The organism is Streptosporangium sp. DT93, assembly GCF_049844535.1.
Classification (GTDB): Bacteria; Actinomycetota; Actinomycetes; order Streptosporangiales; family Streptosporangiaceae; genus Streptosporangium.
On sequence record NZ_JBNCLF010000014.1, the window covers coordinates 232,892 to 245,712 of the forward strand.

At 70.8% G+C, this 12,821-nt stretch carries 13 protein-coding genes; 5 read left to right on the forward strand and 8 right to left on the reverse strand.

Going from position 1 to position 12,821, the window contains the following annotated elements:
* The first annotated feature begins 75 nt into the window (after positions 1-75).
* Positions 76-912 carry an MBL fold metallo-hydrolase gene (locus ACLQ2R_RS27630; RefSeq protein ID WP_425963601.1) on the forward strand — a complete coding sequence of 279 codons (837 nt, stop codon included), beginning with the start codon at positions 76-78 and terminating at the stop codon, positions 910-912.
* 153 nt (positions 913-1,065) lie between these two features.
* On the opposite strand, the gene ACLQ2R_RS27635 is transcribed toward ACLQ2R_RS27630, so the two are convergent.
* Entirely contained in the window at positions 1,066-1,923 is an 858-nt protein-coding gene (locus ACLQ2R_RS27635; RefSeq protein WP_425963603.1) for an SAM-dependent methyltransferase, read from the reverse strand.
* 201 nt (positions 1,924-2,124) lie between these two features.
* Complete coding sequence (locus ACLQ2R_RS27640) at positions 2,125-3,312, reverse strand: MFS transporter (protein ID WP_425963605.1); 1,188 nt, start codon at positions 3,310-3,312, stop codon at positions 2,125-2,127.
* A 188-nt stretch (positions 3,313-3,500) separates the two neighbouring features.
* On the opposite strand from ACLQ2R_RS27640, the gene ACLQ2R_RS27645 reads away from it, so the two are divergent.
* Positions 3,501-4,475 (forward strand): helix-turn-helix domain-containing protein, encoded by a 975-nt coding sequence (locus tag ACLQ2R_RS27645; RefSeq protein WP_425963606.1) that lies wholly within the window; start codon positions 3,501-3,503, stop codon positions 4,473-4,475.
* Between the two features lie 28 nt (positions 4,476-4,503).
* Here the strand turns inward: ACLQ2R_RS27645 and ACLQ2R_RS27650 are convergent, their stop codons facing one another.
* From ACLQ2R_RS27650 to ACLQ2R_RS27675, 6 genes are all read right to left on the reverse strand, one after another.
* Positions 4,504-5,262: an enoyl-CoA hydratase-related protein gene (locus ACLQ2R_RS27650; RefSeq protein WP_425963608.1), complete on the reverse strand. Its 759-nt coding sequence runs from the start codon at positions 5,260-5,262 to the stop codon at positions 4,504-4,506.
* Between the two features lie 38 nt (positions 5,263-5,300).
* Positions 5,301-5,834 (reverse strand): hypothetical protein, encoded by a 534-nt coding sequence (locus ACLQ2R_RS27655; protein ID WP_425963609.1) that lies wholly within the window; start codon positions 5,832-5,834, stop codon positions 5,301-5,303.
* Entirely contained in the window at positions 5,831-7,078 is a 1,248-nt protein-coding gene (locus tag ACLQ2R_RS27660) for an NAD(P)/FAD-dependent oxidoreductase (protein ID WP_425963610.1), read from the reverse strand. The genes ACLQ2R_RS27655 and ACLQ2R_RS27660 overlap by 4 nt, the downstream gene beginning before the upstream one ends.
* A gap of 6 nt (positions 7,079-7,084) precedes the next feature.
* Positions 7,085-7,279, reverse strand: a complete 195-nt coding sequence (locus ACLQ2R_RS27665; protein ID WP_425963612.1) for a ferredoxin — start codon at positions 7,277-7,279, stop codon at positions 7,085-7,087.
* Between the two features lie 32 nt (positions 7,280-7,311).
* Complete coding sequence (locus ACLQ2R_RS27670) at positions 7,312-8,529, reverse strand: aromatic ring-hydroxylating oxygenase subunit alpha (RefSeq protein ID WP_425963613.1); 1,218 nt, start codon at positions 8,527-8,529, stop codon at positions 7,312-7,314.
* Between the two features lie 61 nt (positions 8,530-8,590).
* Positions 8,591-10,072 carry a nucleobase:cation symporter-2 family protein gene (locus ACLQ2R_RS27675; protein WP_425963614.1) on the reverse strand — a complete coding sequence of 494 codons (1,482 nt, stop codon included), beginning with the start codon at positions 10,070-10,072 and terminating at the stop codon, positions 8,591-8,593.
* 316 nt (positions 10,073-10,388) lie between these two features.
* On the opposite strand from ACLQ2R_RS27675, the gene ACLQ2R_RS27680 reads away from it, so the two are divergent.
* The 3 genes from ACLQ2R_RS27680 to ACLQ2R_RS27690 are packed head-to-tail and all read left to right on the forward strand — an operon-like array spanning position 10,389 to position 12,756.
* The gene (locus tag ACLQ2R_RS27680) at positions 10,389-11,108 is read left to right on the forward strand and encodes a maleate cis-trans isomerase family protein (RefSeq protein ID WP_425963615.1); all 720 of its coding nucleotides are present in this window, start codon (positions 10,389-10,391) and stop codon (positions 11,106-11,108) included.
* Positions 11,109-11,116: 8 nt separating this feature from the next.
* Complete coding sequence (locus ACLQ2R_RS27685) at positions 11,117-12,064, forward strand: polysaccharide deacetylase family protein (protein WP_425963616.1); 948 nt, start codon at positions 11,117-11,119, stop codon at positions 12,062-12,064.
* Positions 12,061-12,756, forward strand: coding sequence for a GntR family transcriptional regulator (locus ACLQ2R_RS27690; RefSeq protein WP_425963617.1), 696 nt, complete (start codon positions 12,061-12,063; stop codon positions 12,754-12,756). Before ACLQ2R_RS27685 ends, ACLQ2R_RS27690 begins: the two co-directional genes overlap by 4 nt.
* Positions 12,757-12,821: the final 65 nt, after the last annotated feature.

The window sequence follows — 12,821 nt, forward strand, 5'->3', positions numbered from 1 at the left end:
GTGCTTGCAATTTACCACCACTAGACACTACGGTCTCGGCAAGCGGTTGCAAACCACAAGCGGAAGGAGTCACCCGTGCTGAGACAGGTCGCGGAGGGTGTGCTGGTCCACGAGAGCGAGTTCTGCCAGAGCAACGCCGTCGTCGTGGACGGCCGGGACGGCGTGCTGCTCGTCGATCCCGGGGTGCGGGACCAGGAGCTGGACTGCCTCGCGGACGACCTGTCCGATGCGGGCCGGACCGTCGTGGCGGGCTTCTCGACGCATCCGGACTGGGATCACCTGCTCTGGCACGCCCGGTTCGGCACGGCTCCTCGTTACGGCACGGCCCGCTGCGCGTCCGCCGCCCAGGAGCAGCTGTCCGCCCCGGACGCGAAGGCCGACATCGCCGACCACCTGCTCGAGACGGAGATCGCCGGGCAGGTCTCGCTCGACCTGTTCGGCCTCGTCACCGCCCTGCCCGCCGGGACGGCGCGGATCCCGTGGGACGGCCCCCGGGTCCGGGTCATCGAGCACCAGGCGCACGCACCGGGCCACGCGGCGCTGTTCATCGAGGAACGCGGGGTTCTCGTCGCCGGCGACATGCTCTCCGACGTCCTGGTCCCGATGCTCGACCTGGACGGCACCGCCGACCCGATCGAGGACTACCTCGCGGCGCTGCGGCTGCTGGAGGGCGTGGCGGACGACGTCGACGTCGTCGTCCCCGGCCACGGGTCGGTCGGCGGGGCCGATGAGGCACGCGCCAGGATCGGGCGGGATCGGGCGTACGTGCTCGCCCTGCGTGAGGGCCGTGTTCCCGACGACCCGAGGATCGGCCCGTCGGCCAGGCCCGGCTGGGAGTGGGTGAGCGACGTGCACGACGGGCAGGCCCGGCGCCTCGCCCGCAGGGACGAGCGCGACGGGACGCCCGTCTAGCGATCGGCGCGCGCGGGTGTTCGCCCGCGAGGCCGGTGGTCCCGCCACGGCGGGACCGCCGGGCCCCGCCGGGCCGCGGTCGCGCCGGCGGCGCCGGTCACGTCCACCGACGTGACGACGACACCTCGACGGCGCACCCTAGGTGTACTGACCTTAGGGCTTGCGGGCCAGCCCGCCGTAGTAGGTGTGGTAGAGGAGGGCGTTCTTGACGGAGATGCTCGGCTCGGCACGCCACTCCGGGAGCGGGACGAGACCCGGTTCGACCGGCTCGAAGTCGCCGAAGTACCCCGTGATCTCGTCCATGGTGCGCCAGCGGCCGGTGCCGAGGTTGTCGTTGAAGAGCTTCTCGGCCGTCGTGGCCTGCTGGGACGCCACCGGGTGCGCGTCACCGGGGTTACAGAAGTGCGAGACGGCCACGAAGCTGCCGGACGTCAGCGGGGCGCGCAGCGTGGCCGCCACTCCGGCGGGATCCTCGTCGTCGTGCAGGTGGTGCAGGATGCTCAGCATCAGCAGCCCCACGGGCTCGTCGAAGTCGATGAAGTCCTTGACCCGCTCGTCCTCCAGGATCGACCGCGGGTCGCGCGCGTCCGCCTGGATGACCGTCGTGGTGTCGCCGGGGGCGAGCAGCGCCCGCCCGTGGACCAGCACCATGGGGTCGTTGTCGACGTAGACCACCTTGGCCGCCGGGTCGATCTCCTGCGCCACCTGGTGCACGTTGCCCTGGCTGGGCAGGCCCGACCCGATGTCGATGAACTGCCTGACCCCCGCCTCGGCCGCCATGTGGTGCACGACCCGCTGCAGGAAGGCCCGGTTCTGCCGCCCGGCCTCCTGGGCGCCCGGGGAGACCTTCAGGGCCGCCTCGGCGACCTGCCGGTCGACGGCGAAGTTGTCCTTCCCGCCCAGGAACCAGTCGTAGACCCTCGCGATGCTGGGCTTCGTCGTGTCGATCCCCGCGGGAAGCCGGCCTCTGTCCCGCATCGTCTCGTTCCCGTCCTCGCCGCGCTCGGACACCTCGCCACCCTCGTTCCGGTCGGGTCCCGCTTGATCGCGGGGAACTGGGCAAATAATAACCATGAATCCCGCTAAGAGCGGATGTGTAGTACTTATTTTGCGCATAAGCACTTAAGTCAAGATGCGGTTATCATTCTAAAACCGCAAATCGCTCAACAGGGCGGTTTTCCCCATACCTGTCGCGGGTCCCGCGCCGCCCGTTCAGGCGTCCGCCTTCCGCGGGAGCGCCGGTTCCGGCCCGCGCAGGAACCTCAGGTGCCGGGCCAGGGCCAGGCCCGCGAGCAGGGCCGCCAGCGCGCACACCCCCGGCCAGCCGGCGCGCCCGTAGGCACCCGCCCCCAGCCACGACCCCGCGGCGCCCCCGGCGTAGGAGCACGTCATGTACGCGGTGTTGAGCCTGCCGCGCGCCTCGGGACGCAGGCCGTAGACGCGGACCTGGTTGGCCACCATCCCGGACTGCATGGCGACGTCCAGCAGCAGGGTCCCCAGCACGAGCCCGGCCAGGCCCGCCGCCCCGCCGAGGCCACCGGCCACCAGCACGAGCGCCGAGACGACCGCCCCCGCGAGGCAGACGAGGTTGACGGCGTCGGGTCCCCGGCGGTCCACCTGGCGTCCGGCGATCGGCGTGCACACCATCGTGCCCGCGTTGACCAGGGCGAGCGCCCCGACCGCCGACGCGCCCAGGCCGTACACCGGACCGCTCAGCAGCAGCGCGACCGCCGTCCAGACCGCCGAGAACGCGGCGAAGACCGCGCTCTGGTACAGGCAGGAGCGGCGCAGCTCCGGCTCGGCGCGCAGCAGGCGCAGCGACTCGGTCACCAGCGCCGGATACCGCTGCGCCGACGGCGCCACCGTCTCCGGCAGTACCCGTGCCAGCAGGAACGCGACGCCCAGGACCAGGCCCGCGGACACCAGGTACGGCGCGCGCCACCCCAGCCACTCCCCCAGGACCCCGCCGAGCGCGCGCGAAAGCAGCATGCCGCCGATCGATCCGCTCAGCAGCGTGCCCGCCACCCTCCCGCGCCGGTCCGCGCCCACCAGCCCGGCCGCCATCGGGCCGATGATCGGCGCGACGACGGTCGTGAGACCGACCGGCACGCTCGCCACCAGAAGCGCCCCCAGCGTGGGCGCCGCACCCGCGGCCAGGAGGCCCGCCCCGGTCAGGACCAGCAGGGTGACGATCAACCGGCGGTACGGGAGCCGGTCGCCGAGCGGCACCAGCAGGAAGATGCCCGCGGCGTACCCGAACTGCGTCGCGGTCACCACCGGCGCCGCGGCCTGGGCGGTGACGTCCAGACCGGCGGCCAGGGAGGGGACGACCGCCTGGGGGAAGTAGACGTTGCCGACCGCCACCCCGCAGGTGAGGGCCAGCAGGAAGATCACCGGCACGGTTCCGCCTCCCTGCCCGCCGGCGGCAGGAGGGACCCGGCCGCGAGAGGGGAAGGCGATCCGCGCGAGACCTCGTGACCTGACGCCGCTCGTGTGACGATCGCCGTGCGCCGTTCGGGAGTCGTGTTCCATACGGAGCAGTCCACGCCCATGGAGCCCGGCCGCCAATCGATGTAGCGTAGGGCTTAATGATCAGTTTCGAGCTCGGCGTCGAGGACCTCGCGGACACGCGGTTCGCCCTCTCCCCCCTGCACGAGACGGTGTACAGCCTGCGGGTGCTGCGCGATCCCGGCCTGCACGCGCTGCACCTGCCCTGGCGCGCCTCCGTCCTGGCCCGCCTCGACCCGCGTGACGCCGGCCCGCTGGCCGCCCTGGTGGGAAGGAGACTCGCCCTCCCGGACTTCCTGACGCCCCGGCCGACGGCCTTCGCCACCTCCCTGCGGGAGGCGATGTCGCTGGTACGGGGCACACCCCCGCGGATCGTCCGCCGGGATCTGGAGGGTGCGCTGATCGAGGGGCCGATCCCCGCCGGCGACGCCTCCGCCGCCAGGTTCCGCGACGACACCTGTGACCTGCTGCGACGCTACTGGGAGCTGGCCGTCGAACCGGTGTGGCCGCGCATGCGGCTGCTGCTGGAGGCCGACATGACCTACCGGGCGCGGCAACTGGCCGTGGGCGGCGCCCGCCTGCTGTTCGCCGACATGCACCCGAACCTGCGCTGGCACGAGGGGGTGCTGCACATCGACAAGATGATCGGCCGGCACCGGGTGGCCGCGTCCGGGCGGGGACTGCTGCTGATGCCCTCGGTGTTCGCCCACAAGCCCGCGCCGCCGGTCAGCCCCGAGGAGCCGCCCCTGCTGACCTACCCCGGCCGCGCGGTGGCCACCCTGTGGAGCCCGGCACCGGCCCCGGACGCGACGGCCCTGACCTCGTTGCTCGGCGCGCCCCGCGCGGCGCTGCTCGGCCTTCTGGCGGAACCACTGCCGACGGTGGAACTCGCCCGCCGCCTGGGGGTGACCCCCAGCGCCGTCTCCCAGCACCTGCGCGTGCTGTACGCCACCGGTCTGGTCACCCGGGCCCGCGACGGACGGCACGTCCTGTACCGGCGCAGCCCCCTGGGCGAGGAGCTCGCCACCCCGCCCCACCGGCCCGCGGCCCCCTGACGGACGCCCGTACGGCCGGCTCGCGGAGTCAGTCCCCGGTGAAGGTGGGCCGGCGTCCTTCCTGGACCGAGGCGAAACCCTCGCGCAGGTCCCGGGTGCCGAACATCAGCTGGTAGCCCCGGCGTTCCAGGGCGATGCCTGCCTCGAAGGAGGCGTCCAGGCCCAGGCGTACGACCTCCTTGATCTGCCGCACGGCCAGGCGCGGGCGGGAGGCGATCAGCGCGGCCAGTTCCACGGCACGGTCGACGGCGTTTCCCTCCACCACCTCGGAGACGTAGCCGAGCCGGTGCGCGTCGGCCGCGCTCAGGGGGGCTCCGGTGAGCAGGGCGTACATCGCGTTCTGCCGTCCGATGACGCGGGGGAGGCGCTGGGTCGCGCCGCCGCCGGGGACCAGGCCGATGGTGATCTCGGTCTGCGCGAAGCGCGCGTTCTCCGCCGCGATGACGAAGTCGCACTGCAGGATGAACTCGTTGCCACCCCCGAAGGCGTCCCCGTTCACGGCGGCGATCACGGGTTTGCCGCTGTACCAGAACGCCTGGTGGGTGTAGGCGCGGATCGCGCCCACCACGTCGCGGCCGGCCTGTTCGTTCAGGTCGGCGCCGACGGCGAAGACGGTGTCGCCGCCGGTCAGGACGATCGCGCCGATGTCGTCGTCCTCGTTGAGGGTGTCGACGGCGGCGGCGAGCAGCTCGCGCACCTCGGTGTTGAGCGCGTTGCGCACCTCCGGCCGGTTGAGCCGGATGATCGCGACACCGTCGCGGGGCTTCTCGATCTCGACGACTGCCATGGGGGCCTTTCTGCCGGTCCGGTCACGGACGGGGGATGTCAGTGGTGGGACTCGAAGGTGTCCATGTTCGGGTTGTTCCTGAGCTTCCCGAAGATCTCGGAGCCGTCGTTGATCCAGTGCGGCGACCCGGGCGTGCCGGTCGCGTCGTCGAAGTCGGTGACGCCGATGAAGCAGATCATGAACCAGATCAGTTCCGCCGCGAACATCTCCGGGTGCTCGCGCGGGACCCGCCCGCCGACCCGCCGGGCCCACTCGGCCATGGCCGTCTCCAGGTCGATCCGGAAGCCCAGCGTGGTGCCGGGGACGTCGGTGTCGTGGAAGGTCACCAGGAGCCGCTCCCTGCCCTCCTCCGTCGCGCGGGTCACCCCTTCGAAGGTGAACGCGGGCCAGAAGGACCGGTCGTGGAGGTACTCGTCCTCGGTCGGCGGGTGCGAGGTGCGGCGGTTGGTGCGGTAGCGGTCGCTCAGCAGCGACCACATGTGGTCCCGGATCACCCCGGACAGCGCGCTGTCCCCGGCCCGTCCTCCGTCGTGCGCGTGCGTCGTGCCGTCTCCGGCGGAGTCGCCGTTCATGGTGCGTACGCTCCCTGGATCGTCATTCCCTCGGACTGGATACGCGCCTTCATCCGCATCACCGCGCGCGGTGCGTTGACCCCGGCCGCGGCGACGAGCCGGCCCTCCCGAAAGTAGGTCACGAACGGGTACCCGGCCGCCCCGGCCGTCTCGACCCGGACCTCGTCGTGGCCGCGCGTGTGGCCGGCCATCTGGTACTTGAGCCCGTACTGGTCGGACCAGAAGTACGGCACGTCCGCGAACGCCGGAGGTTCCCGGCCCTCCCGCACGGCCTGCCAGCTCTCGACGGCGTGCCTGGCCTGGGCCGAGGCGTTGCTCCAGTGCTCGACCCGCATCCGCCGCCCGAACAGGGGGTGCCTCCAGTTGGCGACGTCCCCGGCCGCGAAGATGTTCGGCCGCGCGGTGCGCAGGGCCTCGTCACAGCCGAGGCCGTCGGAGAGGTCGAGCCCGCCGCCCTCCAGCCAGTCGCAGGCGGTCGTCGCGCCGAGCCCGAGGACGACCAGATCGGCCGTGGTCTCCCCGCCGTCGTCGAAGGTCAGGACGACCGGGCCGTCCGGCCCCGCCGCCGACAGGCCGGTGACGGTCGTCATCAGCCGGGTCGTGACGCCGTGGGCGTGGTGCCGATCCAGGCAGAAGCGTCCCAGCTCGGCGTCGAACACGGGCTCCATCGGCAGCCGCCCCTGCGCGACCAGTTCCACCGGCAGCCCGCAGGACCGCAGCGACGCGGCCATCTCACTGCCGATCAGGCCCGCGCCGACGACCACCGTGCGTGGCCGCCCGGCCAGGCGCTCCCTGATCCGCTCGGCGTCGGCGAGGGTCCGCAGGCAGTGGACCCCCGGCAGCCCGGCGAACCCCCTCGGTACGCGGGCGCGCATCCCGGTGCAGACGAACAGGGCGTCGAAGGGGATCCATTCGCCGTCGGACGGCTCCTCCCCCGCCCCGGTCCCGCGGGTGACCAGCACCCGGTCCGCGTCCGGGTCGAGCCGCGCGCACACCGCGCGGTCCATGATCCGCAGCCGCAGGCCGTACTCCCCCGGGTCCGGCAGGCGGATCCCGTCGGGGGTGACCTTGCCCTGGATGAGTTCCTTGGACAGCGCGGGCCTGGAGTACGGCGCCGTGCCCTCGGGGCCGCGTACCCAGACGACGTCGCCGGTGAAGCCGCGCCGGTTGAGTTCGGTGACCACGGTGTGGCCGGCGAGAGAGCCGCCGGCCACCACGATGGTCTTCGAGGTGTCGCCTGCCACGGTCGCTCACTCCTCCAGGGTCAGGGCGAGGACCGGGCAGGAGGTGACCGACTGCCGGACCCGGACGCGGACGGCCGGGTCGTCGGGGATCTCGTCCGCGATGTGCAGCGTCAGGTCGTCGTCGATGTCGAAGACCTCGGGGGCGATGCCCATGCACACGCCGTTGCCGTCGCACAGGGTGCGGTCGACGGTGAGTTTCATGTCGTGTCCTCACACAGGGGTGGTCTCGCCGTTCAGAGGGCGGCCGAGGGTTCGAGGGCGCCGTCGGCCAGGTCCACGTAGTCCTGGTAGCGCTTGAGCAGCCACTGGTTGAACTGCAGGAGCGACTCCTCCTGGTAGGAGTAGCGGCCGGGACGGCGGAAGCGGGAGCGCATGCCCTTCTGCAGGGAGGCGTCCGAGCTGGCGTCCTGCAGGTGGAAGAGGACCAGGCCGTCCTGGGCGATCTTGTAGAGCTGCTCGAAGCGGGGGTGCCTGGTGGACTCCTCCGGGTACAGGTGGCCGATGCGCAGGTTCATGTGCTCGGGCCCGTCCGGCAGGACGAGGTAGTAGAACAGTCCCTCCGGCACCGCCCCGAAGCCCAGGTTCGGCGGGATCGAGGCGAAGAGGACCTGGTTGCGTTCCTTGTCGGTGAGGGTGGGGATCACCGGGAGCAGGGCCTTGGTGGTCGGGTTGAAGCCGGCGTCGGGGTGGTAGAAGCCGGTCGGGTGGTAGATCGCGCCCTCGTCGGGGCCGATGTCGACGAAGCTGGTCAGCCTGACGTGCGCGAAGTCGTGCAGCATGCCGTGGAGGTAGGCGCTGTGGTAGGGCTCGATGCCGTTCTCCAGCTGGGACTTCCAGTTCCAGTTGTTGCCGCGCAGCTCGGCCACGGGCATGCTCACCATCTCGTCGACGTGGTAGTTCTCCAGCTCGGCGGTCAGCTTGGTGAGGGTGGGCGCGAGCGGTTTCGCGTCCGGGTCGAGATTGGTGAAGACGAAGCCGTTCCAGATCTCGACCCGGTGCGAGGGCAGGTAGGCCTCTCCCTTCAGGTTCTTGAGGCCGACGGTGTCGTTCATGGACGGCGCCGCGATGAGGTTGCCGTCCAGCCCGTAGGTCCAGGCGTGGAAGGGACAGCGGAAGAGCTTGCCGGTGTTGCCCGACCCCTCGCACACCAGGTGGGCCCGGTGCGCGCAGATCGGGCTGAGCACCCGGATCTCCATGTCCCTTCCGCGGACCATCATCAGGGGTTCGTCGCCCATGTCGACCCGCACGAAGTCGCCGGGCTTCGGGATCTCGTCGACGCGGCCGAGGCACAGCCACTGCCGCATGAAGATGGCCTCCTGCTCGAAGGCGTAGAACTCCGGATCGACATAGCACTCGCGGGGAAGGTTCCATCCGGTGGCCATGTCGTGGGAGCCATCTTCGATGACCTTGAGGATCTGCCGAAGGTGCGTTGAGACGGGCGCCTGACCCATGATGACGGTGCTCCTTAGGGCTTCTTGCTGTACGTGTGGGACGACGCCCGGGGGGCGGGGGTCACACCGTGTTCTTGGTGCTCTCCGGGGCGTCGGGGCTTTCCGGGGCGTCGGTGGTCGCCGGGATCTCGGCCACCGTGCCGGCGACGCCGGCGGTGCCGGTGGCACCGGGGGTGTCGGTGGCACCGGGGGTGTCGGGGACCGGTGTGTCCTTGCGGACCATGAGGTGGTTGAAGAGCAGGTTGAGCAGCAGCGCCACCAGCACGGTGGCCGTGATCGCGCTGCCGAGGATGAACTGCGCGTCCCGCTGGAAGTTCTGGTAGACGGCGGGCACCACGACCGGCAGCATGCCGACGCCGAGGGCGACGGCGACGATGAGCAGGTTCTGGTTGTCCTCGAAGTCGACCTTCTGCAGCATCTGGATGCCCACCGCCGCGGTCATCGCGAACATCACCAGGCCGGCGCCGCCGATCACGGGCCCGGGCAGGCTGGCGACGATCTCGCCGATCTTGGGAATGGCTCCCATGATCACCAGCAGGATGCCGGTGACCGTGATGACGTAACGGCTCTTGACCTTGGTCAGGCTGATCAGCCCGACGTTCTGCCCGAACGTGGAGTCCGGCACGGAGTTCATGAACCCGGCGAGCACGGCGGAGAGTCCGTCGGTGGCCAGGCCCCGGGCCATGTCCTTGTCGGTGACCTTCTTGCCGACGGCGTCGCCGATGGCGAGAACGCACGCGGTCATCTCGCTGAAGACCACGAGCATGGCCACGCACATCGCGATGATCGGGACGAGCCGGAATTCCGGCGCGCCGAAGAGCAGCGGCGGGGAGAGGCCGAACCACCCGGCTCCGGCCACGGACGAGAAGTCGCCGAGGCCCATGAACCAGGCGATCACCGCCCCGATGACGAGGCCGAAGAGCACCGCGACGTTGCGGGCGAACCCCTTGAACAGGCGGTTCACCAGCACGATGATCACCACGACGGCGAAGGCCAGCAGGATGTTCCGCACGCTCGCGTAGTCCGCCGCGGCCGGGTCGGAGCCGATGATCAGATCGGCGCTGACCTTGATCAGTGAGAGTCCGATGATGGTGATCACACAGCCGGTGACCAGGCTCGGGAAGAACCTCAGCACCATGGAGAACGGCCGGGCGATCAGGATCCCGAAGACGCCGGCCACGATCATCGAGCCGTACATGGTCGGCAGGCCGTACTCGGAGCCGATCAGGATCATCGGGGTGAGGAAGGTGAAGGAGGCGCCCGCGACCACCGGCATCCGGATGCCGAAGAAGCGGGTCAGGCCGACGCTCTGGATGACGGTCGCGATTCCGGCCACCAGCAGGTCGGCGTTGACGATCAACGCGATGGTGTGCGTGTCGAGTTTCAGCACCGCGCCGAGCACGAGCGGAACGGCCACGCAGCCCGCGTACATGATCAACATGTGTTGCAGGCCGAAGAAGAACAGTTGGGGGACGGGCAGGACTTCGTCGACCGGGTGGCGATTCGAAGCCGGTGGCCGGGGTGCGCGGACGGTAGGTGACACGGCGGTCTCCTGGGCACTGAGTGGAACGAGCCCTGGTCCCTCCGGCGGCGTCGAGATGGCCAAGATCCGGAGTTATGGGCAGGCGTGTGCAATACCTGCGTGAGCAGGAATCGTTGCTGCTCCGACGATCGAGGTCACTCGTCGAAGAGCCGGTTCAGTGGGATCCGGTAGTGCGGTATATGGAGATTAAGGGCGACCCATATCACTGTCAACGACTTGTTTTCCTGCGGATGTCTTCTTAGGATCCTGTATACCGTATCCCCGATTTGATCCTTTGACCGGAGGCACAGTGCAGCCGACCGCCCGGCGGATAGGCATGATCACTCCGTCTTCCAACACCGTCGTGGAGCCGGTGACCGGAGAACTGCTGGCCTCGCGGCGCGACGTCTCGGTCCACTTCACGCGGCTGCGGGTGACGAGCATCAGCCTCGATCCCGCCGACACCGGCCAGTTCGGCCAGGACTCCTTCGTCGACGCCTCACGCCTCCTCGCCGACGCCCGCGTCGACGTCCTCGCCTGGAACGGCACCTCGGGCTCGTGGCTCGGTCCCGGCCGGGACGAACGCCTGTGCCGTGCCATGGAGCAGGTCACGGACACCCCCGCGACGACCTCGACGCTGGCCGTCCTGGAGGCGCTGCGGGCCTTCGGGGCCCGGCGCGTGGGCCTGCTCACGCCGTACACGCGGGACGTCGGCGACGCCGTCGCGGCGAACTACGCCGGCCACGGCTTCCCCGTGCGCGCGGCCCGCCACTTCGGCCGTACCACCAACTACGACTTCGCACTGACCACGGACGCGGAACTGGACGCGGCCTTCGGCGAACTCGCCGCCGCGGGCTGCGACGCCGTCGCGGTGGTGTGCACCAACCTGCGCGCCGTCCACCTCGCCGCGGCCTGGGAGAGGCGGACCGGCGTCCTGGTGGTCGACAGCGTCGCGGCGACGCTGTGGCAGACCCTCGGACTGGCCGGGGACACGACACCGATCACCGGGTACGGCCGGCTGCTCGCCGGCCCGCCCGCGGCCTCCAGACAGAGATGAGAAACGCCATGGCCAAGGAAATCAAGATCCTCATCGGGGTCGACGTCGACGCCGTCGCCGGCTGGCTCGGCTCCTACGGCGGCGAGGACTCGCCGAACGACATCCAGCGCGGGGTGTTCGCCGGCGAGGTCGGCACCCCGCGCCTGCTCCAGCTCTTCGAGCGGTACGACCTGCGGACCACCTGGTTCATCCCGGGCCACTCCATCGAGACCTTCCCCTCCGAGATGGCGGCCGTCGCCGAGGCGGGGCACGAGATCGGGGCGCACGGCTACTCCCACGAGAACCCCATCGACATGTCCCCCGAACAGGAACGGGACGTGCTCGGCCGGTGCGTCGAGCTGATCCGGCGCCTGTGGGGACGCCCCCCGCGCGGCTACGTCGCCCCCTGGTGGGAGATGAGCCGCGAGACCCCGGCCCTGTTGAAGGAGTACGGCTTCTCCTACGGTCACTCGCAGAACTACAACGACTTCCACCCCTTCTACGCCCGGGTGGGCGACGAATGGACGAAGATCGACTACAACCGCCGGGCGGAGGACTGGATGAAGCCCCTCCAGCACGGCACCGAGGTGGACCTCGTGGAGTTCTGCGGCAACTGGTACGTCGACGACCTGCCGCCGATGATGTTCGTCAAGAAGTCCCCCAACAGCCACGGCTTCGTCAGCCCCCGCGACGTCGAGCAGCTGTGGCGCGACCAGTTCGACTGGGTCTACCGCGAGTTCGACTACGGGGTGTTCCCCGTGACGCTGCACCCCGACGTGTCCGGGCGGCCCCAGGTGCTGCTGATGCTGGAACGGCTCCTCGAGAGCTGGCTCGACCTGCCCGGGGTCGAGTTCACCACCTTCGACGCGGCGGCCGACGACTTCCGGCGGCGCTATCCTTTCGGGGGCACCGAGCGGCCGGCACCGGTCGGCGACGGCCCGGGACCGAGACGGAAGACCGGAGGGACGGCCCTGTGAGCAGGCAGTCGGACGCGTCGGGCTCGTTCGACATCGACGCCGGCTACAAGCCGCTCAGGGACCGCGTCCGCGACGAGCTGCGCCAGCGCATCATCGACGACGTGTACCCGGCCGGCACGCGGCTCGTCGAGACCGAGATCGCGGCCCAGCTCGGGGTCTCCCGCCTGCCGGTGCGCGAGGCGATCCGGTCGCTGGAGAGCGAGGGGTTCGTCAGGACCGTCCCCCGCCGCGGCGCGGTCGTCGTGGAGCTGTCGGCGCAGGACGTCGAGGAGCTGTTCGACGTGCGCGAGGCACTGGAGGTCCTGGCCAGCCGGCAGGCCGCGACCCAGGCCACCAAGGCCGAGCTGCGGCGCGTGCGGGGCATACTCGCGCGCGGCCGCAAGGCGCTCGACACCGGGGACCGCGTCGCGCTCGGCACGGCCAACGAGGCGTTTCACGACGAGATCCTGAAACTGTCGCACAACAGCCTGCTCCAGACCGTGCTGGAGCCCCTGCAGGGACGCCTGCACTGGCTGCTGCGGCAGACCGGCGACCCGCACGACCTGTTCGAGGAGCACTCCGCGTGGTTCGAGGCGATCGCCTCGGGCTCGGCCGACCTCGCCGCCGAGCACGCGCGCAGGCACGCCCGGCTGAACCGCGAGATCGTCCGGACGCTCCTGGCCGAGCGGCAGCACCAGGCTCCGCCGGCCTAGAAAGCCCCCGCGGCGCTCCGGCGAGCGCCACCCGAGCCCCGCCACGTACCGCGCGTCCCCGTCGC